The sequence below is a fragment of the Pseudomonas sp. SWI44 genome (assembly GCF_002947915.1).
Classification (GTDB): domain Bacteria; phylum Pseudomonadota; class Gammaproteobacteria; order Pseudomonadales; family Pseudomonadaceae; genus Aquipseudomonas; species Aquipseudomonas taiwanensis.
This window is the reverse complement of sequence record NZ_CP026674.1, coordinates 5,630,436-5,652,719: the sequence shown is the minus strand read 5'-3', so window position 1 is coordinate 5,652,719 and position 22,284 is coordinate 5,630,436. Positions and strand designations below refer to the sequence as shown.

The window sequence follows — 22,284 nt, the reverse complement described above, 5'->3', positions numbered from 1 at the left end:
TTGAGCGATTGGCTCTTGTCCAACAACTGTTAGAAATAACAGGTGGGTCGGGAATGCAGTCGGACACTTCGCGGGTGCTCGCTCCACCGCCAAGCGCTATGTCAGGTATGATGCGAGCCCCATCATTTCCACGAGGCCTATCCCATGTCCCTGAGCGTTGAACAGATTGGCGAATTCCGTGCCTTTGCCGAGCAGTTGGCTGACGCAGCTGCCTTGGCGATCAAGCCGTACTTTCGCGCCAGCCTGGATGTCGAGGACAAGGGAGGGCGCTTGTACGATCCGGTGACCGTGGCCGACAAAGCGGCTGAGGATGCGATGCGCGAACTTATTCAAGCTCGTTACCCTGAGCATGGCATTCTCGGTGAGGAGCTTGGCACGGCGCTGGGCAGCAGCCCGTTGCACTGGGTTCTGGACCCGATTGACGGCACTCGCGCGTTCATCACCGGCTTGCCGCTGTGGGGTACCTTGATCGCGTTGAACGATGGATCGCGTCCGGTGGTGGGTGTGATGAACCAACCTTTTACCGGCGAGCGGTTCGTGGGTACGCCTGAGGGGGCCTGGGGTAACAAGACGCTGCTTAAAACTCGGGCCTGTTCTGACTTGGCGTCTGCCACTTTGATGTGCACCACGCCGGATATGTTCGACATACCCGCACGCAAGGCGGCCTTCGAAGCCGTTGCTGGCAAGGCGCGGTTGATGCGTTATGGCGGCGATTGCTATGCGTACTGCATGTTGGCTTCGGGGTTTGTCGATGTGATTGTCGAGGCGAGTCTGCAGCCTTATGACGTGCAGGCGCTGATGCCGATCATCGAAGGGGCGGGTGGGGTGATTACGGCGTGGGATGGAAGTTCTGCGCAGCATGGTGGGTGTGTGGTTGCATGTGGTGATCCTAAGTTGCATGCACAGGTGCTGGAGATGTTGCGGTACGCGATGTAAATATAAATGAGCGGAAACTTCGATATTCAATCCGTGCGGTGATCTGGGCTCTGAGCTGGTGTTGCTTTATAGTGCTGTGAGTGTTTGTGCTACGTATTCGGTTTTAGGTTTGACGCTTTGGTGTTTGGGTTTATGAGCATATCCATTTGCCAAGGCGACGCTCAATCACCTTTCCGCTCTTACAGCGGGTCACTTTTTGGCAGACGCCCCAAAAAGTAACCAAAAAAGTCTGGCTCCTATCATCCGGCCCCTGCGCTGCGCTCCGGGGTTCCCTCGCTCCGGGCTTGCTCCGGGAGGACCGCGCTGAACGGCCCCTCCTGGGCCGCAGCGCTTGACGGGCATCCATGCCCGTCACCTCCCTGCGCAAGCCCTCCGCTCGGCCTCCTGAAGTCGCACCAGGTGGCGCCTGAACTACCGCGCGCCAGAAGCAAGAGCAAAGCGAAGCAAAAGAAAGTCCGCCTCGCATTTTGTAATTTTAATAGTTAATGTGCGGCTGATTTAGTTGTTATTGTTATTGTTGTTTTTTATTTTATTTTATTTTATTTTTATTTTTATTGTTCGGAGTTGGTATTTGATGCTTCGCTTTTGCTTTTAATGCGCGATATCCCAGACGCTGCAAATTGCGACGTCAGTAGGCCGAGCGTAGGGCTTGCGGAGGGAGGTGACGGGCATGGATGCCCGTCAAGCGCTGCGGCCCAGGATGGGCCGTTCAGCGCGGTCCACCCGGGAGCAAGACCGTAGCGAGGGAGCCCCGAAGCGAAGCGTAGGGGCCGGATGATAGGAGCCAGCGGTTTTTGCCTACTTTTGCCCAAGAGCAAAAGTAGGTCGCCGTAAAGGCGAAAAGGTGAATGAGCGCCTCCATGGCGAATGGATATTCACGCTATCTGAATGCCGCCCTTAAATCTGTGCTTTGAAGTTTGAAGTTTTGGTTTCTGGATGCGTGAGCATATCCATTTGCCAAGGCGACGCTCAATCACCTTTCCGCTCTTACAGCGGGTCACTTTTTGGCAGACGCCCCAAAAAGTAACCAAAAAAGTCTGGCTCCTATCATCCGGCCCCTGCGCTGCGCTCCGGGGTTCCCTCGCTCCGGGCTTGCTCCGGGAGGACCGCGCTGAACGGCCCCTCCTGGGCCGCAGCGCTTGACGGGCATCCATGCCCGTCACCTCCCTGCGCAAGCCCTGCGCTCGGCCTCCTGAAGTCGCATCAGGTGGCGCCTGAACTACCGCGCGCTAGAAGCAAGAGCAAAGCGAAGCAAAAGAAAGTTTGCCTCGAATTTATAGTTTTAATGTTGGATTTAGCTGTTGTTGTTTTTCGGGTTTGGTATTTCATGCTCCGCTTTTGCTTTTAATGCGCGATATTCCAGACGCTGCAAATTGCGACGTCAGTAGGCCGAGCGTAGGGCTTGCGGAGGGAGGTGACGGGCATGGATGCCCGTCAAGCGCTGCGGCCCAGGAGGGGCCGTTCAGCGCGGTCCTCCCGGGAGCAAGCCCGTAGCGAGGGAACCCCGGAGCGAAGCGTAGGGGCCGGATGATAGGAGCCAGCGGTTTTTGCCTACTTTTGCCCAAGAGCAAAAGTAGGTCGCCGTAAAGGCGAAAAGGTGAATGAGCGCCTCCATGGCGAATGGATATTCACGCTATCTGAATGCCGCCCTTAAATCTGTGCTTTGAAGTTTGAAGTTTGAAGTTTGAAGTTTGAAGTTTGAAGTTTGAAGTTTGAAGTTTTGGTTTCTGGATGCGTGAGCATATCCATTTGCCAAGGTGACGCTCAGTCACCTTTCCGCTCTTACAGCGGGTCACTTTTTGGCAGACGCCCCAAAAAGTAACCAAAAAAGTCCGGCTCCTATCATCCGGCCCCTACGCTTCGCTCCGGGGTTCCCTCGCTCCGGTTTCGTGAAGCCGCGTATCGCACTTTTTCTCGTTTCTGGGTTCTATGCTTGGCCAGGCCCCGCCGATCCCCTGCGTGGCCGCCGACTTCGACCCGGTGCCAATGGTTGTACGCAAAACCCAATTCCTAAGACGACTGCTGCTGGCAGGAACCTTGATGTCGCTCGGCGCCTGCACCCAGCAACAGGGCCGCGATATCGTCAGCCAGCTCGGAGACGGCAAACCCAGCGAGCTGTTCCAGACCAGCGTCGACCGCTTGGCCACGCTGTCCATGCGCGACAACCTTCAAAGCCTGTACCTGCTGATGAACAAGCTCTACCTGCGTAACCCCAACCAGGTGAAATTGTCCGGCTACCTCGACGCCGCCACCGCCGAACGGCAGATACGCCACGCGATCGAGCAGCGCCAACCCCTGGCCCAACTGGGCAACAGGCGTGATCTGGCCGCCTTGAGCTATGCCCTGAGCCCGGAATTTCGCGGTGATCGCGTCGGGGCTTTCATCTATGCCATCGGCAGCATGCTCATCACCGCACACGGTGGGCGCACGGCGTTTTACATGACCGACACCATCGACCCCTTGTTCATCAACAACGCCGCCCGCAACATCGAAAAAGCCACCTGGATGCTCAGCCAACGACAAGATGCCAATGGTGTATTGCTGCTGTTCTCCAACGAGATCTCGGAAGAGGGCAGCAACCTGAGTTTCGCCGTCGAGTTCGGCAAGATCGTCGCGAGGCTGGACCTGCTGGCTGAACTGCTCGACGAACGATACCGACGCATCGGCCTCAACTACGCCCAGAGCCTGCTGCTGATGAACTTCCTCCCCGTGCAATGAGCCCCAACGTCTGCACTGCCCCTGTAGTCATTGCCTTGCCAGCGATCCGGACGTCAACGCCAAGCAGAATGTTCGATAATCGCACCAAGCTCTCCCTCCAGCCGTTCGCTATCCGCACGCCCAATCCGGGCCTCAGATTGCCACTCACCCGCCTTTTTGCTTAGTGTGTGGCGATCCGCCGAACGTCGCCTGCCCCAGTGGACGCGCCTCAGGCCCGATAGAATGATCGTGAACGACCGCAACCACAGGCCCCAGGCCAGTAGGACGCGGCGACCAGAACAATAACGAGACCGAGTGCCTTGCCTATGGAAAGCCGCCTGCTGAGCGAGCGCAGTAGCGTGTTCCATCACGCCGACCCTTATGCCGTGTCCGATTACGTCAACCAGCACGTGGGCCACCATTGCATCGGCCTGTCCCGCACCACTCATCCCCAAGCCAGCCTCAGCCACCGCAAGTTCGCCGAGCTCGACCTGTGTCGCATCAGCTATGGCGGCAGTGTGCGCGTCACCTCGCCAGCGCTGGAAACCATCTACCACCTGCAAGTCCTGCTCAACGGCAATTGCCTGTGGCGCGGGCACCAGCGCGAGCACCACCTGGTGCCGGGCGAGTTGTTATTGATCAACCCGGACGATCCGGTCGACCTGACATATTCGGAAGACTGCGAGAAGTTCATCCTCAAGGTACCGACCCATCTGCTCGATTCGATTTGCGCAGAGCAGCGCTGGCAGCGCCCTGACGGCGGCGTGCGCTTCCTGCGAAACCATTACCGGCTCGAAGAGCTGGACGGCTTCGTGAACCTGATGGCAATGGTTTGCCATGAAGCGGAAGTGAGCGATTCGCTACCCAGAGTGCAGAGCCATTACAGCCAGATTGTCGCCAGCAAGCTGCTGACTCTGATGAGCACCAACATCCGCCGCGAAAGTCTTAGTGCGCCGCAGGCCGGCCTTGAGCGCATTCTTGACTACATCGAGCGCAACCTGAAACTGGAGCTGTCGGCTGAGGCGCTGGCAGAGCAGGCCTGCATGAGCTTGCGCTCGCTGTATACCTTATTTGACAAGCATCTGGGTACTACGCCCAAGCATTACGTGCGTCAGCGCAAGCTGGAGCGGGTGCATGCATGCCTGAGCGACCCGACTTGTAGTGTGCGCAGTGTGACCGAGGTGGCCCTGGATTACGGGTTCCTGCACCTAGGTCGTTTCTCTGAAGTATACCGGCAGCAGTTTGGCGAACTGCCTTCGCAGACGTTCAAGCGGCGCGGATGATGAAATCTGGTTTGCCCTCCTAGCATTTCTGCCAGTTGCGAGTGCGCTGCTCTCGAACCACCATTTGCTCTATATCAGCTAGATGGTGGCAGCCATGACGAAATCGCAGAAGCAGTTATATTTCTACTCTCCTGAAGGTCTTGCGCTAGTCAAGCGTCCCGGTGCGGGTGCTACACGTTTTTTGCGCGCTGCAACTCGCATCCTGGCACAGTGGGATGAAGGGCAGGTAGCACTTTATACTACGGACTTACAAGGTTCGGTCATCCGATTTGCAAGGCGCGACTTATGCTCGATGAATTATACCGTGTATGGGTACGACGCCGAAAAAACATGTGCGTCCGCACTGCGATATTGTGGGCAGCTAAAAGAACCAGTAACAGGGCACTATTTACTCGGGGATGGCTACCGTGCATTCGTCACAGGGTGGATAATGAGGTTCAACGCCCCGGACAGCCTCAGCCCGTTCAGAGAAGGTGGACTGAATGCTTACAGTTACTGCGCTGGAGATCCAGTCAATAGGGTTGACCCCACTGGGCACATGTTGAAATCATTGTTCCGCAGGAAAACATCACGAGAGCAGGCGCCGAGGCGCTGCAATCGTCCTGTGACACCCGAGCCACTTGAACTTAACAGTCGCAGGTCTGCCAATCGTCCTCTGCCACCCGAGCAACTTGAACTTAACAATCGCATGTCTGCGAAGCTAAAAGAACACAACGGAGTGTTTCGTTTGCAAAGATTTGAACACTCAGGTCGGCTTACCGGTGCTGGCTGGGGAGGTAAAATAAATAGTATGTATGAGGCTGATAGTTGGTCTTGGAAGGAGCTTGATGATGTAGAGATTTATGCTTTGAATATGAGGCATAAATGGAGAGATCTGGATTCGAATGATATAGTGGCCTTGCGCGACGTAGAGGGGCTATTAAAAAAGATTGAGTCTAATTTGCCTGAAAGAACCAAAGGGAACGAGAGGATGCACTGGAGGTTAAAAAACGGCCATTACATTCGCACAGATGGATAGCACTCTGCACAATCCGGATAGTCCCTCATCCCCCGAATCCCTAACCTGACATGGCCTTACCAATAACAATGGAGACCCTGGCCATGTCCCTGGGATTCGACTACCTCAATGCCATGCTCGAGGACGACCGTGAAAAAGGCGTCTACCGGTGCAAGCGTGAAATGTTCACCGACCCGCGCCTGTTCGACCTGGAGATGAAGCACATCTTCGAGGGCAACTGGATCTACCTGGCACATGAAAGCCAGATCCCCGAGAAGAACGATTTCCTCACCCTGACCATGGGGCGTCAGCCGATCTTCATCGCGCGCAACAAAGACGGGGAGCTCAATGCCTTCCTCAACGCCTGCAGCCACCGCGGCGCCATGCTCTGCCGGCACAAGCGCGGCAACCGCTCCAGCTATACCTGCCCGTTCCACGGCTGGACCTTCAACAACAGCGGCAAGCTGCTCAAGGTCAAGGATCCGAGCAACGCTGGCTACCCCGACAGCTTCAATTGCGATGGCTCCCACGACCTGACCAAGGTGGCGCGCTTCGAGTCGTACCGTGGCTTCCTGTTCGGCAGCCTCAATGCCGATGTCAAACCGCTGGTCGAGCACTTGGGCGAGTCGGCCAAGATCATCGACATGATCGTCGACCAGTCGCCTGAAGGCCTGGAAGTGCTGCGTGGCGCAAGCTCCTATATCTACGAAGGCAACTGGAAGCTCACTGCCGAAAACGGTGCCGATGGTTACCACGTCAGTTCCGTGCACTGGAACTACGCCGCCACTCAGAACCAGCGCAAGCAGCGCGAGAGCGGCGAAGAAATCAAGACCATGAGCGCAGGCTCCTGGGCCAAGCAGGGCGGTGGCTTCTACTCCTTCGACCACGGCCACCTGCTGCTGTGGACCCGCTGGGCCAACCCCGAAGACCGCCCAGCCTATGAGCGCCGCGAGCAACTGGCTGCCGACTTCGGCCAGGCACGCGCCGACTGGATGATCGAGAACTCGCGCAACCTCTGCCTGTACCCGAACGTCTACCTGATGGACCAGTTCAGCTCGCAGATCCGTATCGCCCGGCCGATCTCGGTGAACAAGACCGAAATCACCATCTACTGCATCGCCCCCAAGGGCGAGAGCGCGGACGCCCGCGCCAAGCGTATCCGCCAGTACGAAGACTTCTTCAACGTCAGCGGCATGGCCACGCCGGACGATCTGGAAGAGTTCCGTTCCTGCCAGACCGGCTATGGCGGCGGCATTGGCTGGAACGACATGTCCCGCGGCGCTGAGCATTGGGTCGAAGGCGCCGACGACGCAGCCCGCGAAATTGAGCTCAAGCCGTTGTTGTCGGGTGTGCGCACTGAGGATGAAGGCCTGTTCGTGCTGCAGCACAAGTACTGGCAGGAAACCATGCTCAAGGCCCTTGAGCAGGAACAGCGACTGATCCCAGTGGAGGCCGTGCAATGAGCCTGCATGACACCGTGCGCGACTTCCTTTACCGCGAAGCGCGCTACCTGGACGATGCCCAGTGGGACCTTTGGCTGGAGCTGTACGCAGCCGATGTAACGTTCTGGATGCCCTCCTGGGATGACGACGACACCCTGACCGAAGACCCACAAAGCGAGATCTCGCTGATCTGGTATGGCAACCGTGGCGGTCTGGAGGACCGGGTGTTCCGGATCAAGACCGAGCGTTCCAGTGCGACTGTGCCGGACACCCGCACCTCGCACAACATCAGCAACATTGAGATCGTCGAGCAAGGCGAGGGCAGCTGTCAGGTGCGCTTCAACTGGCACACCCTGAGCTTTCGCTACAAGACCACCGACAGTTACTTCGGTACCAGCTTCTACACCTTGGACCTGTGCGGCGAGCAACCGCTGATCAAGGCCAAGAAGGTGGTCCTGAAGAACGACTACGTGCGTCAGGTCATCGACATCTACCACATCTGATCCGCAGTAACGCGAGCGCCGTTCGGCGTGCCACACGGCGCGCCGCGGCCAGGCTCGCCCGCGAGGTGCAACATGAGCTTCCAGATCGCACTGAATTTCGAAGATGGCGTCACCCGTTTCATCGAGGCCAGCGGCCATGAGACCGTCGCCGACGCCGCCTACCGTCAGGGCATCAACATTCCGCTGGACTGCCGCGACGGCGCCTGCGGTACTTGCAAGTGCAAGGCTGAATCCGGGCAATACGACCTGGGCGACAACTTCATCGACGATGCCCTGAGCGAGGACGAAATCGCCGAAGGGTATGTGCTGACCTGCCAGATGCGCGCCGAAAGCGACTGTGTCGTGCGTATTCCGGCGTCCTCGCAAGTCTGCAAGACCGAACAGGCCAGTTTCGAGGCGGCCATCAGCGATGTGCGTCAGCTGTCGGAAAGCACCATTGCCTTGTCGATCAAGGGCGAGTCCCTGAGCCGCCTGGCGTTCCTGCCAGGGCAGTACGTCAACCTCAAGGTGCCCGGCAGCGACCAGAGCCGTGCCTACTCCTTCAGCTCGCTGCAAAAGGATGGCGAAGTCAGCTTCCTGATCCGCAATGTCCCGGGCGGCTTGATGAGCAGCTTCCTCTGTGGCCTGGCCAAGGCCGGCGATAGCATGAGCCTCACTGGCCCGCTGGGCAGCTTCTACTTGCGGCCGATCCAGCGCCCGCTGTTGCTGCTGGCAGGGGGCACCGGCCTTGCGCCGTTCACCGCGATGCTGGAGAGAATCGCTGAACAGGGCAGCGCGCACCCACTGCACCTGATCTACGGAGTCACCAACGATTTCGACCTGGTCGAGCTGGACCGCCTGCAGGCCTTGGCTGCACGCATCCCCAACTTCACCTTCAGCGCCTGTGTGGCCAACCCGCAAAGCCAATACCCACGCAAAGGTTACGTCACCCAACACATCGAGCCGCGCCACCTCAACGACGGTGACGTGGACGTGTACCTGTGCGGGCCGCCCCCGATGGTCGAGGCGGTTAGCCAGTACATCCGCGAGCAGGGCATCACACCGGCCAACTTCTTCTACGAGAAGTTCGCGGCGGCTGCCTGAGTTTTCATGGGGCTGCCTGCATCGTGCGGGTGAAGGCGGCCCCCTTTTATTCGATTGGCACGTCCTGTAGGGCACGGCGTTGGCTCCGCCTTCGATCGTCGGCAAGCCGGCGCCTACAGGGTGTGTCGAGCGCCTGATCGCAGGTTGAGGAATGGAACAATGAACAATCGATTCCAAGGCAAAGTCGCCCTGGTCACCGGTGCCGCCCAAGGCATCGGCCGTGGCGTGTGCTGGCGGCTCAAGGCCGAAGGCGCGCAAGTGGTCGCGGTAGACCGCTCCGAACTGGTCCACGAGCTGGCCGGGGAGGGCATGCTGACGCTGACCGCCGACCTCGAGCAGTACAGCGACTGCGCCCGTGTCATGGCGTCTGCGGTCGAGACCTTCGGCCGCCTCGACATTCTCATCAACAACGTCGGCGGCACCATCTGGGCCAAGCCGTTCGAGCACTACGAAGTGGAGCAGATCGAGGCCGAAGTGCGCCGCTCGCTGTTCCCCACCCTGTGGTGCTGCCACGCCGCACTGCCGTACATGCTCGAACGCGCCAGCGGCGCCATCGTCAACGTTTCGTCCATCGCCACCCGTGGCGTCAACCGCGTGCCTTACGGCGCGGCCAAGGGCGGTGTGAATGCGCTGACGGCGTGCCTGGCCTTCGAGACCGCTGGCCGTGGCATCCGGGTCAATGCCACCGCTCCCGGCGGCACCGAAGCACCGCCGCGCCGCGTACCGCGCAACAGCGCCGAGCAGAGCGAGCAGGAGAAAGTCTGGTACCAGCAGATCGTCGACCAGACCCTCGACAGCAGCCTGATGAAGCGCTACGGCAGCATCGACGAGCAAGTCGGCGCGATCTTGTTCCTGGCCTGCGACGAGGCCTCTTACATCACCGGCGTCACCCTGCCGGTGGGGGGCGGTGACCTCGGCTGACGGCCGCCCCAGGCAAGGTTTTCTTCCACAACAAAAACAACAGAGACAGATGCCATGCGAACCCTTGATGTTCAACCGATCATCGATAATGCCCGTTTTACCCCGTTCCACTGGATGGTCATGGCCTGGTGCGGCCTGCTGCTGATCTTCGACGGCTATGACCTGTTCATTTACGGCGTGGTCTTGCCGGTCATCATGAAAGAGTGGGGCCTGACCCCACTGCAGGCCGGGGCGCTGGGCAGCTACGCGCTGTTCGGCATGATGTTCGGTGCCTTGGTGTTCGGCAGCCTGGCGGACCGCATCGGGCGCAAGAAGGGCATCGCCATCTGCTTCGCCTTGTTTTCCACGGCCACCATCCTCAACGGCTTTGCCAGCAGCCCCAGCGAGTTCGGCATCTATCGCTTCTTCGCCGGGCTCGGTTGCGGCGGCTTGATGCCCAATGCCGTGGCGCTCATGAATGAATACGCCCCCAAGCGGCTGCGCAGCACACTGGTAGCGATCATGTTCAGCGGCTACTCACTGGGCGGCATGCTGTCGGCCGGCGTTGGTATCTTCATGTTGCCACGCCTGGGCTGGGCGTCGATGTTCTTCGCCGCCGCCGTGCCTTTGCTGCTGTTGCCGGTGATTCTCCACTACCTGCCGGAATCCATCGGCTTTCTGGTGCGCAAAGGACGTACCGAACAAGCCCGCGCACTGCTCAAACGCCTCGATCCAAGCTGCGACGTGCAACCTGACGACGTGTTGCAGGCCCATGACCGCAACGGCAAGGGGGCCTCGGTAGTCGCGTTGTTCCGCGACGGCCTGGCCGTGCGGACCCTGGCGTTGTGGCTGGCGTTCTTCTGCTGCCTGCTGATGGTCTACGCGCTGAGCTCATGGCTGCCCAAACTGATGGCCAACGCCGGCTACAGCCTGGGTTCGAGTTTGTCGTTCCTGTTGGCCCTGAACTTCGGTGGCATGGCCGGTGCGATTCTGGGCGGCTGGCTGGGCGACCGCTTCAACCTGGTCAAGGTCAAGGTCGCCTTCTTCATCGCCGCCGCCGTGTCGATCAGCCTGCTCGGTGTCAACAGCCCCATGCCGGTGCTGTACCTGCTGATCTTCATCGCCGGCGCCACCACCATCGGTACGCAAATCCTGCTGTATGCCGGTGCCGCGCAACTGTACGGGCTCTCAGTGCGCTCCACCGGTCTGGGCTGGGCCTCAGGGATTGGCCGTAACGGGGCCATTGTCGGCCCACTGCTGGGCGGTGCGCTGATGGGTATCAACCTGCCGCTGCAACTCAACTTCATCGCATTCGCCATCCCCGGCGCGGTTGCCGCGCTGGCCATGGCGGTGCACCTGGCCAGCGGCCGGCGCGACGGTATAGCCGCGCCGGCGCAGGCCTGATCTTCAACTCACTGAACCGGAGGCCTTGCATGACAAGCCCGATTATCGAACGGCTGGAGGCGATCATCGTCGACCTGCCGACCATTCGCCCGCACAAGTTGGCCATGCACACCATGCAGCATCAAACCCTGGTGGTATTGCGCCTGCGCTGCAGCGATGGCGTGGAAGGCATCGGCGAAGCCACCACCATCGGTGGGCTGGCATATGGCTACGAAAGCCCGGAGGGTATCAAGGCCAACATCGACGCGCACCTTGCGCCAGCGCTGATCGGCCTGCCAGCGGACAACATCAATAGCGCCATGCTCAAGCTCGACAAAATGGCCAAGGGCAACACCTTCGCCAAGTCCGGCATCGAGAGCGCCTTGCTCGATGCCCAGGGCAAGCGGCTAGGCGTGCCGGTGAGCGAGCTGCTTGGCGGGCGCGTGCGCGACAGCCTGGAGGTGGCTTGGACCCTGGCCAGCGGCGACACCGCCCGCGATATCGCCGAGGCCGAGCACATGCTCCAGGTGCGCCGTCACCGGGTCTTCAAGCTCAAGATCGGCGCCAACCCGCTGGAGCAGGACCTCAAGCACGTGGTCGCGATCAAGCGTGAGCTGGGCGAGCGCGCCAGCGTGCGGGTGGATGTCAACCAGTACTGGGACGAGTCCCAGGCCCTGCGTGCTTGCCAGGTATTGGGCGATAGCGGCATCGACCTGATCGAGCAGCCGATTTCACGCATCAACCGCCGCGGGCAGGTCCGTCTCAACCAGCGCAGCCCGGCGCCGATCATGGCCGATGAGTCCATCGAAAGCGTCGAGGACGCCTTCAGCCTTGCCGCCGACGGTGCCGCCAGCGTCTTCGCCCTGAAAATCGCCAAGAACGGCGGCCCCCGGGCCGTGCTGCGCACCGCGCAGATCGCCGAAGCTGCGGGTATCGCCCTCTACGGCGGGACCATGCTCGAAGGCTCGATCGGCACCCTGGCTTCGGCCCACGCCTTCCTCACCCTGCGCCAGCTGACCTGGGGCACCGAATTGTTCGGCCCGCTGCTGCTGACTGAGGAAATCGTCAACGAACCGCCTCAGTACCACGACTTCCAGCTCCACGTACCGCGTGCCCCCGGCCTGGGCCTGAGCCTGGACGAACAACGCCTGGCGCGCTTCGCCCGCCGCTGAAGCGGTTACGGAAGAAACACGCATAACCCCGTAGGCGTGGTTCTAGCCGCGAAGCAGACGCCACGGGGATGACATCGCCCCTAACGATTTACCCGCTAAGCCAGAAGCAAGGAGATCCCTATGTTGTTCCACGTGAAGATGACCGTGAAGTTGCCGGTCGACATGGACCCGGCCAAGGCCGCGCAACTAAAGGCCGACGAAAAGGAGCTTGCCCAGCGCTTGCAGCACGAGGGCACCTGGCGCCACCTGTGGCGCATCGCCGGGCACTACGCCAATTACAGCGTGTTCGACGTGCCCAGCGTCGAGGCGCTGCACGACACCCTGATGCAACTGCCGCTGTTCCCCTACATGGACATCGAGGTCGATGGCCTGTGCCGTCACCCCTCGTCGATCCACAGCGACGACCGCTGATTCGCGCAACCGCACAAGAACAACACGAGGTACACCATCATGACCGTGAAAATTTCCCACACTGCCGAGATCCAGAAGTTCTTCGAAGAGGCCGCAGGCTTTGGCAATGATGACGGCAGCCCGCGCCTGAAGCGCATTATCCAGCGGCTGCTGCACGACACCGCACGCCTGATCGAAGACCTGGACATCACCGACGACGAGTTCTGGTTGGCCGTCGACTACCTCAACCGCCTGGGCGGTCGCGGTGAGGCCGGGCTGCTGGTGGCGGGCCTAGGTATCGAGCACTTCCTCGACCTGCTGCAGGACGCCAAGGATGCAGAAGCCGGCTTGCTCGGCGGCACTCCCCGCACCATCGAAGGGCCCCTGTACGTGGCCGGCGCGCCGATTGCCCAAGGCGAGGTGCGCATGGACGATGGCAGCGAGGAGGGCGTAGCCACTGTGATGTTCCTGGAAGGCCAGGTACTCGATCCACAAGGCCAGCCGCTGCCAGGCGCCACCGTTGATCTGTGGCACGCGAACACCAAGGGCACCTATTCGTTCTTCGACCAGAGCCAGTCGGCGTACAACCTGCGTCGCCGCATCATCACCGATGCCGAAGGCCGCTACCGCGCACGCTCCATCGTGCCGTCCGGGTACGGCTGCGACCCACAGGGGCCGACCCAGGAGTGCCTCGACCTGCTCGGTCGCCATGGCCAGCGCCCCGCGCATATCCACTTCTTCATTTCGGCGCCGGGGCACCGTCATCTGACCACCCAGATCAACCTGGCGGGCGACAAGTACCTGTGGGACGACTTTGCCTATGCGACACGCGATGGGTTGGTCGGTGAAGTGGTGTTCCACGAAAGTGCCGAAGGGCGCCATGCCGAACTGAAGTTCGATTTCCAGCTGCAAAAGGCGACGGACAACGACGCCGAACAGCGCAGCGGGCGCCCACGCGCTCTGCAGCAGGGCTGATCCAGCGAGGCGAGTTGCTCGCGGGTGAACCCGCTCCTACGGGTACTGCACAGGACCTGTAGGCGTGGGATTACCCGCGAAGCAAGCGACACGACAACAAGAGCCGGCAACACAACCCGGCCAGTAGTCTTACGAGAGGTCCAATGAAAGACCTGTTCAAAGATTGTTCGATGTCGGCCATCGTTGCCGGCTGCATCGCTACCCTGATTTCCTACGCCGGCCCGCTGGTCATCATCTTCCACGCTGCCGAGGCTGCCACTCTGTCCCATGGGCTGCTGTCGTCCTGGGTCTGGGCGGTGTCCATGGGCAGCGCCGTACTGGGTGGAGTGCTGAGCTTGCGTTACCGGGTACCGGTGGTGATCGCCTGGTCTATCCCGGGGGCGGCGCTGTTGGTCACTGCCTTGCCGCAACTGGGCATCGAACAAGCCGTCGGCGCCTACCTGGTGGCCAATCTGTTCCTGCTGCTGATCGGTATGAGCGGGGCGTTCGACCGCATCATCGCCCACTTGCCAGGCTCCATTGCAGCCGGCATGCAGGCGGGCATCCTGTTCAGCTTCGGTACCGAGGTGTTCCGCGCCTTGCCCACACAACCTGTGCTGGTGCTGGCGATGTTCGTCACCTACCTGCTGATGCGCAGGGTACAGCCGCGCTACGCGGTGGCGGCGGTGCTGTGCGTTGGTGCTGCCGTTACCGTGGCCAGTGGCGCATTTCGCAGCGAGGCGCTGGTGCTGCAACTGGCGACGCCTCAATGGATCACGCCGCAGTTCAGCCTGCCGGCGGTCTTCAGCCTGGCCCTGCCCATGGCGCTGGTGGCCCTGACCGGTCAGTTCATGCCCGGCATGGCGGTGCTGCGTACGGCCGGTTATTCGACACCCGCCAGCCCGCTGATCAGTGCCAGTGCGTTGGGCGGTGCGTTGCTCGCGCCGTTTGGTTGCCACGGCCTGAATCTGGCGGCCGTCACCGCCAGCCTATGCACCGGCCACGAAGCCCATGAAGACCCCCGTCGGCGTTACGTGGCGGCGGTCTGCGGCAGTGTCTTGTACCTGCTGCTGGGCATCGCCGGCGCCACATTGATGTCGCTGTTCGCGGCCTTTCCCGCCGCCCTGATCGCCGCACTCGCCGGCCTGGCCCTGTACGGCGCGATCAGTGAGGCCTTGGCGCGCAGCCTGGCCGAGCCTGTCGAGCGCGATGCGGGGCTGTTCACCTTTCTGGTCACTGCGTCTGGCGTTTCTTTCCTGGGCTTGTCCGCCGCGTTCTGGGGCCTGCTGTTCGGCCTGCTGGCCCATGCGCTGCTCAGGTGGCGACGACCGCAAGTTCTTGGCGCCCTGCGCCGCAACCCGTGAAAGGAGCCTTGTCACCTGCCAAACCCGTGTTCCCAACGCTTCATCAATAAAAACAAGATCAAGAGAGCTTCGGAATGAACCACACCCCTTGCGTCGCCCTGGGGCTGACCTTGCTCAGCCAACCGCTTCTTGCCGCCGACGGCGGTTTCTTCGAGGATGCCAAGGCCACCCTTAGCGCCCGCAACTACTATTTCAGTCGTGACTTTTCCGACATTGTCGGTGCCAACCAGCAATCGAAAGCTGAGGAGTGGGCCCAGGGCTTCATTCTTGATTTCAAGTCAGGTTACACGCCGGGTACAGTTGGTCTCGGGGTGGATGCCCTGGGCCTGCTGGGCATCAAGCTCGACAGCAGCCCGGACCGGGTCAATACCGGGTTGCTGCCGGTACAGGGTGATGGCCGGGCTGCCGATGAGTACAGCCGCCTGGCGCCAACCTTCAAGGCCAGGCTGTCGAAGACCGAACTGCGGGTTGGCGAACTGCAGCCCAACCTGCCCGTGTTGACCTTCAGTGATATCCGCTTGTTACCGCCAACCTACCAAGGTATGAGCCTGAGTTCGGCCGAGCTCGATGGCTTGACCGTGCAAGCAGGGCACTTGAGCTCGAGTCACCTGCGCAACGAAGCCGGTGATGGCAAGATGAACGCCATGCTCGGCCATGTGCCGCAGCGCCAGGCTCAAAGCGACGCCTTCAACTACGCGGGCGGTGACTATGCGTTCAACGCCAATCAAAGCAGCGTTAGTCTGTGGTATGGCCAACTCCAGGACATCTACGAGCAGGGTTTCGTTGGCCTCAAGCACAGCAAGCCGCTGGGCGATTGGGTGCTCAGTGCCAACCTGGGCTACTTCACGGCCCACGAAGATGGCGACGCACTGCTGGGCAACATCGACAACCAGGCGTTTTTCTCGCTGTTCACGGCCCGGCGTGGCGGACACAGCTTCCATGTGGGCTACCAGGGGATCTATGGTGACAGCCCGTTCCCACGGGTATTCGCCAATGTGTCGCCCTTGGGCAACGAGGTGCCGACCTATGAGTTCGCCTCCACCGATGAGCGGTCCTATCAGGTGCGCTACGACTACAATTTCGCGGCCATGGGCATTCCTGGACTGACCGCGACCGTACGCTACATCACCGGCGACAACGTCGACACAGGCCGTGACTACGAGGGGAGGGACCGCGAGCGCGATCTGGACCTTGGCTACGCCGTGCAGAGTGGCGTGTTCAAGGGGCTGGGCATTCGCCTGCGCAACGCCATGGCGCGTTCGAACTATCGCAGCGATATCGATGAGAATCGTGTGACGCTGGTGTACACCTGGCAGTTGTTCTGAAACGATGGCGGGGCTGCGATTGTGGCGCGAGGCGGCCCCGTGCCTACAGGACATCGCCGTCATTAGATTTGCGTTATTGGTGCGGACAACGGTAGGTTCCTGGTAACACTTCATCAGGAGTTTCACCTTGGACTCACTGACCCAAGCCGTGCTCGGCGCCGCGCTCCAAGGCACGGTGCTCGGCCGCATACAGGGCCGTCGCTCGCTGGCGTACGGCGCCTTGCTGGGTACCGTGCCGGACCTCGATGTGGTCATCCGCTATGCCGACCCGGTGTCGCAGATGACCTACCACCGCGGTTTCTCCCATTCCCTCTTCGTGCTCACCGGTCTGGCCCTGATGCTGGCGTGGTTGGTCGCCTGGCGCTGGCCCGACAAGGGCTACACGCGTGGGAGGTTGTTCCTCGCCTTCTGGCTCGTGCTGGTCACGCACCCGGTCCTCGATTCATTCACCGTCTACGGTACCCAGTTGTTCTGGCCACTACAGCTCACTCCGCTGAGCTGGGCCGCGGTGTTCATCATCGACCCGGTCTATACCGTGCCACTGCTGGCTGCGGTGTTCTACGCCGCCTGCAAGGGGTTGCAGGGACGGGGGGTGCGGGTGCTCTCACTGGCCCTGCTGTTCAGCAGCGCCTACCTGGGTTTTGGCCTGGCGGGCCGGATCACCGCCGAGCAGCGCTTTGCCGCGGCCCTCGACCAGCAAGGGGTCGTGGCGAGCGACGTGCGGGCTGTGCCCATGGCCTTCAACAGCCTGGTGTGGCGGGTGCTGGCCAAGACGCCGGATGGTGATTACTACGAAGGTATCAGCAGCATTTTCGACCGCACACCGCCCGAGATGCAGCGCCTGTCGCGCAATCTGAACGTGGCCACGGCGCTCACAGACGCGCCCCTGCACAATCGCCTGCGCTGGTTCACCGATGACTGGCTGCGCTATGACGTGATTGGCGATGCGTTGGTGGTCACCGACCTGCGCATGGGGATTCCGGGCAACTACACCTTCCGCTTCGCCATGGCCCGCCGTGATGGCCAAGGGCGATGGATCGTGGATACGCCGACCTCTTGGCCGAAGGCGGGGGTGGGCGGCATGTTCAATGGCCATGACTTGGCGTTGATCTGGCGGCGCATCTTCGATCAACAGCCGCCGCTGCCGTTGGCGGCCTGGAATACTCAATACCTGGCCGAGCCCTGATCGGCTGGTCCGCTCGCGGGTCAACCCGCTCCCGCAGGCGCAGCACGGTATGGGCGTGGGTTTGCCCGCGAAGAGGTCGGAAAAACACTCAGCGACGTGCCCGCCTGCCGCTGACAAAATGCGCCACGTCATTGAATCCAGGCGTCGAGGCGTGACCTGGCGTGACCAACGAATCGATGAACGCTTCATCCTCTGCCGTGATCTTGACCTCCAGTGCCCCGGCATACGTGTCCCATTGCGCCTCGGTGCGCGGACCCACGATTGCCGAGCTCACCAGCTCGTTGTTCAGCACCCAGGCAATGGCGAATTCGACGATCCCTACGCCTTTGGCCTCGACGTAAGCCTGGATCTGGCGGGCAATGGTCAACGACTCCTGGCGCCATTCAACCTCCATGATCCGCCGGTCCTGGCGCGCCGCACGGCTACCGGCCTGCGGCGCTGCGCCGGGGGCATACTTGCCACTGAGCACGCCTCGGGCCAATGGGCTGAATGGCACCACGCCAAGGCCGTGGTAGGCCGCGGCCGTCATCTGCTCGGGCTCGGCCTGGCGGTTGACGATGTTGTACAGCGGCTGGCTTACCACTGGCTTGGCTACCCCCAGGCGCTCGGCCAGGTTGCAGATTTCGGCGATTCTCCAGCCACGGAAGTTGGATACGCCCCAGTAGCGGATCTTGCCTTGCTGCAGCAGGTCGCCAATGGCGCGCACGGACTCTTCCAGCGGAACCTTGTGGTCTTCACGGTGCAAGTAGTAGACGTCGAGGTAATCGAGGTCCATGCGCGTGAGTGTGGCGTCGATGGCATTGAAGATGTGCTTGCGCGACAGACCGCTGCGGTTGGGCAAGCCGTCGGCAGGCCCAAAGCCCACCTTGGATGCCACGATCCAGTCCTGCCGATGACGGGCGATCGCTTCACCGACGATTTCCTCGGCGCGGCCCGCGTTGTAGACGTCGGCCGTGTCGATGAAGTTGATACCTTGGTCCCAGGCCTTGTCGATGATCCGCAACGAGTCCTCGGTGCTGGTCTGCTCGCCGAACATCATGCTGCCCAGCGTCAGGGCTGAAACCTGCAGACCGCTGTGGCCGAGGGAGCGATAGATCATGCTGGGAAGTCCTTTGCAGTGGGGGTGTCCGTTCGTTTTACACAGGTTCAGCCAATCAGTTCAAGCGCCTGAGTCAGGCTCAGGGGCCGCTTCATCCGTTGCGACAACTGCGCCATCGCATCCGAATACCCCTGGGCAATCACCGCCTCGACCTGGTCGTCGACGCATTGCAAGGCAATGAAGTCGCCTTTTTCCGGCTCGCCGACGAATTCCATGCGGTTGAAGTCTCGTGCATGCCCGAGCACTTCATAGGTGCGCCCATGCTGGTAGGTCCAGAAGAACGGCACGTCATCGTAGCGCCGCTGTTGGCCGAGCATGTTGGCCGCAGCGATCACGCCTTGTTGCTGGGCCAGTCGCCAGTGCTCGATGCGTACCGGACGTCCCGAGAGGGGGAAGGTGGCGATGTCACCGGCGGCCCACAGTCCATCGGCTGCCTGCATGTGTGCATCGACGTTCAACGATTTGTCTTGGGCCATCACCAAGCCTTGGACGCAGCCAGTGGCCGGGCTGACACCGGTGCCCAGCAGAACCACGGAAGCGGCCAAGGTTTCGCCATTGGCCAGCACCACAGTGTCGACCTGGCCCTTTCCGGCCAGGCGTTCGACCTCGGTAGGGCCGTGGAAAATCACGCCCTTGCGCTCGTGCAGCGCGCGGATGCTGCGGCCGATGCGCTCCCCGAGCGGCTTGGCCAGCGGCACTTCATGACGGGTCACCACATGCACCTGGGCACCGTATTTGCGCAGTGCCGAGGCAGCTTCAAGGCCAATGAAGCCATCACCGACGATCACCACGGGATGCCCTGGTTCGGCGGCATCGAGCAGGCGGGCTGCGTCCTCGCGTGAGCGCAGGGTGAACACGCCAGGCAGCTCGACACCGTCGATGGCGGGGCGGTGCGGCTTGCCGCCAGTGGCAAGCAGGGCTGCGTCGTAGTCGATGTGCCTGCCGTCAGCAAGGGTAATCCGGCGCTTCTGCGTGTCCAGTACGCGCACCTTGCCGAACAGCCGCTCCAGGTGGCCTTTGCGAAGTGCCTCTGGCTCTAGCAATGCTGGCACTTCATCTGCGGGCATTTGCCCGGCGATGACGAATTTGCTCAGTGCGGTACGGTCGTAGGCGCTTTGGTGCTCCTGGTCGAGCCAGACCAGACGGCCACCAAAGCCGTGGGCCAGCAGCGTGGCGACCGCTGCCGAGCCAGCGGCGCCGGCACCGATCACCGCGAAACAACGGGCATCGCTGTGACGGGGTGGCTCGACCTGCGCCAGAGGTTGGTCGTCGACCCATACCGCTCCGTCCTTCACCCACGCCCGGTAACGGCGCAGATCGGTCAGCGCCGGGGGCTCGCAAACCGCGCCTTCATCGACGGCGAATGCAGCTTTGTGCCAGGGGCACACCAGCAGGCCGCCACAGACCATGCCCTCGTCGAGAGGCGCACCGGCATGGGGACAGTTGGCTTGGTAGGCGTGTACCTGGTCGCCCTGGAGGACCAGGACGAGCTCTTCGCTGCCGGCCTGCACGCGCAGGGGGCGACGGGGATCGAGTTGTTCGACGCGGGCGACGTTGTGCTGGGACATGAGGCTTCTCCAAATGGCCATTGCAACCATTTGACGCCTTTGCCTTTGGGGTGATGCAGCGAGCTGACGATCGGGTCGAGGATTGCTGGATGTTTCGCCGGCAAGCCGGCTCCTACGGACAGGAGCCCACTTGCTGGCGAACGGGCATCAATTGGTTTGGCAAGCGCGCAGCACGCCAGCGCGCGAAACGCGCAGGGCAACCAGGCTACCCAGCACGATCAACGCCGCCAGCGAGTACAGCGCCGCGTCGGTCGAGCCGGTCTGGTCCTTGATGAAGCCCACCAGGTAGGGGCTGAGGAAGCCGGCCATCTGGCCCACCGAGTTGATGATCGCCAAGCCCGCCACGGCGGCGCTCGCGCTCAGCAGTGCGGTCGGCATCGGCCAGAACATTGGCAGGCCGGTGAGGGCACCCATGGTGGCGATCGAAAGTCCGAGGATGGCAATGGTCGGGTTGCCTGCGAAGTTCACCGCGATCAGCAGGCCGGTGGCGCCCATCAGCATCGGTACCACAAGGTGCCAGCGGCGCTCGTTGCGCAGGTCCGCCGAGCGCCCGCAAAGGATCATGAACACACCCGCGAGCAAGTAGGGGATGGCGCTGAGCCAACCAATCAGCAGCGGGTTGTCGAAGCCCATGTTCTTGATGATCGACGGTAGCCAGAAGTTGATCGCGTAAACCCCGCTTTGGATGCAGAAGTAGACGAAGCCGAAGGTCCAGATCAACGGGTTGGTGAGCACACTGACTACGCTGTCACCCGTCGTGGCAGGCTTGCTGGCGGCGTCGGCCTTGAGGTCGGCTTCGATCAGCTGGCGTTCGGCTGGGCTCAGCCAGGCGGCTTTCTGGTAGCCGTCACTGAGCAGGCCGATGGCGAGCACGCCCAGTATGACGGTCGGCAGGCCCTGGATCAGGAACATCCACTGCCAACCGGCCAGGCCATGTTGGCCGGCGGCGAAGTGTTCGAGGATCCAACCGGAGAACGGCCCGCCCAGCAGGCCGGAGACCGGAATCGCCGACATGAACAGCGCCATGATGCGGCCACGACGATCAGCCGGGAACCAGCGCGAGAGATACAGCACTACGCCAGGGAAGAAGCCGGCCTCCGCGGCACCGGTCAGCAGGCGCAAGGTGTAGAACTCGGTGGGCGTGGTGACGAACAGCAGGCAGGTCGAGAGGCTACCCCAGGCGATCATCATCGCTGCGATCCAGCGTCGCGGACCGAAGCGGTTGAGCGCCAGGTTGCTGGGCAGTCCGCAAAGGACGTAGCCGATGAAGAATATCCCGGCGCCAAGGCCATAGACGGTTTCGCTGAACTGAAGTGCATCGAGCATCTGCAGCTTGGCGAAGCCGACGTTGACGCGGTCCAGGTAGTTGAACAGGTAGCAGATGAAAATGAACGGAATCAGCCGCAGCGTGATGCGCCGGTACAGCGCATTGCGGGTGGTGTCCGTGCCTTGGTCAAGGGCGGGGCTGTGTGCCATGATTGTGATCTCTGTTGTTATGGTTGTCGCCGCGTCGCCTGTTCCGGCGCTCGCCCTGAGGAGTCTCGGGGAGTGCGAGGCGGCTGTCTTTGTGCTTTTGCACAGTGTCCTGGGCGGGCTGCTGTGCCGTCGAACAAGCGGCCAGGGCGAGAGGATCGGCCAGTGATCATTTCAGCTTGGGGGCAATCAAGGCTAGAATGTAAGAAATCCAGTTTTGCCCGGAAGTGAACAACGGAGGCAACCATGGCGGCAAAAGCCTTAAAGCACGATCTTTCAGAGAAGGCAATTGACAATCTCGAGGTCAGCATCCCTCAAACGGCTGCTTGCGCGACATATGCTGCATATGTTCGTGCCTTGGCTGCAGGCCACACGGTGTTGCGGGTTGAAGGTTCCAACATTGTCGCAGCGAGTGCTGAAGGCGTTGTCCGCGTCGTGAACAAGACCAAGCCGCGCAGGAAAGTGACTGTTGGCGAAGTGGTCAAGGTGCGTCGGTTGGAAGCCAGTGCCTAGACTACGCGTTTTCGCT

The 22,284-nt window shown here is 61.4% G+C and carries 19 protein-coding genes; 16 read left to right on the top strand and 3 right to left on the bottom strand.

Annotation, left to right across the window (positions count from 1 at the left end; translation table 11 throughout):
• Window positions 1-144 precede the first annotated feature (144 nt).
• From hisN to C4Q26_RS26515, 15 genes are all read left to right on the top strand, one after another.
• On the top strand, window positions 145-936 hold the full coding sequence (gene hisN, locus C4Q26_RS26595) for a histidinol-phosphatase (RefSeq protein WP_104883956.1): 792 nt from the start codon (window positions 145-147) through the stop codon (window positions 934-936).
• A 1,986-nt stretch (window positions 937-2,922) separates the two neighbouring features.
• On the top strand, window positions 2,923-3,654 hold the full coding sequence (locus tag C4Q26_RS26580; protein ID WP_027906992.1) for a hypothetical protein: 732 nt from the start codon (window positions 2,923-2,925) through the stop codon (window positions 3,652-3,654).
• A 305-nt stretch (window positions 3,655-3,959) separates the two neighbouring features.
• Window positions 3,960-4,916 (top strand): benABC operon transcriptional activator BenR, encoded by a 957-nt coding sequence (gene benR / locus C4Q26_RS26575; protein ID WP_023380496.1) that lies wholly within the window; start codon window positions 3,960-3,962, stop codon window positions 4,914-4,916.
• A 94-nt stretch (window positions 4,917-5,010) separates the two neighbouring features.
• Window positions 5,011-5,934 (top strand): RHS repeat-associated core domain-containing protein, encoded by a 924-nt coding sequence (locus C4Q26_RS28550; RefSeq protein WP_238546551.1) that lies wholly within the window; start codon window positions 5,011-5,013, stop codon window positions 5,932-5,934.
• 83 nt (window positions 5,935-6,017) lie between these two features.
• Window positions 6,018-7,376, top strand: a complete 1,359-nt coding sequence (gene benA / locus C4Q26_RS26565) for a benzoate 1,2-dioxygenase large subunit (protein ID WP_104881796.1) — start codon at window positions 6,018-6,020, stop codon at window positions 7,374-7,376.
• Window positions 7,373-7,858, top strand: coding sequence for a benzoate 1,2-dioxygenase small subunit (gene benB / locus C4Q26_RS26560; protein ID WP_104881795.1), 486 nt, complete (start codon window positions 7,373-7,375; stop codon window positions 7,856-7,858). The genes benA and benB overlap by 4 nt, the downstream gene beginning before the upstream one ends.
• A gap of 72 nt (window positions 7,859-7,930) precedes the next feature.
• A complete protein-coding gene (gene benC, locus C4Q26_RS26555; RefSeq protein WP_023380501.1) occupies window positions 7,931-8,941 on the top strand; it encodes a benzoate 1,2-dioxygenase electron transfer component BenC in 1,011 nt (336 codons plus the stop codon).
• A gap of 159 nt (window positions 8,942-9,100) precedes the next feature.
• On the top strand, window positions 9,101-9,862 hold the full coding sequence (locus C4Q26_RS26550) for a 1,6-dihydroxycyclohexa-2,4-diene-1-carboxylate dehydrogenase (protein ID WP_104881794.1): 762 nt from the start codon (window positions 9,101-9,103) through the stop codon (window positions 9,860-9,862).
• Window positions 9,863-9,916: 54 nt separating this feature from the next.
• Entirely contained in the window at window positions 9,917-11,245 is a 1,329-nt protein-coding gene (locus C4Q26_RS26545) for an MFS transporter (protein WP_023380503.1), read from the top strand.
• A gap of 29 nt (window positions 11,246-11,274) precedes the next feature.
• Window positions 11,275-12,396, top strand: a complete 1,122-nt coding sequence (locus C4Q26_RS26540) for a muconate cycloisomerase family protein (protein WP_023380504.1) — start codon at window positions 11,275-11,277, stop codon at window positions 12,394-12,396.
• A gap of 120 nt (window positions 12,397-12,516) precedes the next feature.
• Window positions 12,517-12,807, top strand: a complete 291-nt coding sequence (gene catC / locus C4Q26_RS26535; protein WP_023380505.1) for a muconolactone Delta-isomerase — start codon at window positions 12,517-12,519, stop codon at window positions 12,805-12,807.
• 39 nt (window positions 12,808-12,846) lie between these two features.
• Window positions 12,847-13,761, top strand: coding sequence for a catechol 1,2-dioxygenase (catA, locus tag C4Q26_RS26530; protein ID WP_027906990.1), 915 nt, complete (start codon window positions 12,847-12,849; stop codon window positions 13,759-13,761).
• Window positions 13,762-13,904: 143 nt separating this feature from the next.
• Window positions 13,905-15,104 carry a benzoate/H(+) symporter BenE family transporter gene (locus C4Q26_RS26525; RefSeq protein WP_104883954.1) on the top strand — a complete coding sequence of 400 codons (1,200 nt, stop codon included), beginning with the start codon at window positions 13,905-13,907 and terminating at the stop codon, window positions 15,102-15,104.
• 74 nt (window positions 15,105-15,178) lie between these two features.
• Window positions 15,179-16,429: an OprD family porin gene (locus C4Q26_RS26520; protein WP_104883953.1), complete on the top strand. Its 1,251-nt coding sequence runs from the start codon at window positions 15,179-15,181 to the stop codon at window positions 16,427-16,429.
• 127 nt (window positions 16,430-16,556) lie between these two features.
• On the top strand, window positions 16,557-17,615 hold the full coding sequence (locus C4Q26_RS26515; protein WP_104881790.1) for a metal-dependent hydrolase: 1,059 nt from the start codon (window positions 16,557-16,559) through the stop codon (window positions 17,613-17,615).
• 88 nt (window positions 17,616-17,703) lie between these two features.
• Here C4Q26_RS26515 and C4Q26_RS26510 read toward each other — a convergent pair whose 3' ends face one another.
• The 3 genes from C4Q26_RS26510 to C4Q26_RS26500 all read right to left on the bottom strand — a co-directional run bounded on the left by C4Q26_RS26510 (window position 17,704) and on the right by C4Q26_RS26500 (window position 21,758).
• Entirely contained in the window at window positions 17,704-18,714 is a 1,011-nt protein-coding gene (locus tag C4Q26_RS26510; protein ID WP_023380511.1) for an aldo/keto reductase, read from the bottom strand.
• A 47-nt stretch (window positions 18,715-18,761) separates the two neighbouring features.
• On the bottom strand, window positions 18,762-20,282 hold the full coding sequence (locus tag C4Q26_RS26505; RefSeq protein ID WP_023380512.1) for an FAD-dependent oxidoreductase: 1,521 nt from the start codon (window positions 20,280-20,282) through the stop codon (window positions 18,762-18,764).
• Window positions 20,283-20,429: 147 nt separating this feature from the next.
• Window positions 20,430-21,758, bottom strand: coding sequence for an MFS transporter (locus C4Q26_RS26500; protein ID WP_023380513.1), 1,329 nt, complete (start codon window positions 21,756-21,758; stop codon window positions 20,430-20,432).
• Between the two features lie 243 nt (window positions 21,759-22,001).
• Between C4Q26_RS26500 and C4Q26_RS26495 the strand changes: the two genes are divergently transcribed.
• On the top strand, window positions 22,002-22,268 hold the full coding sequence (locus tag C4Q26_RS26495; RefSeq protein WP_023380514.1) for a hypothetical protein: 267 nt from the start codon (window positions 22,002-22,004) through the stop codon (window positions 22,266-22,268).
• Window positions 22,269-22,284: the final 16 nt, after the last annotated feature.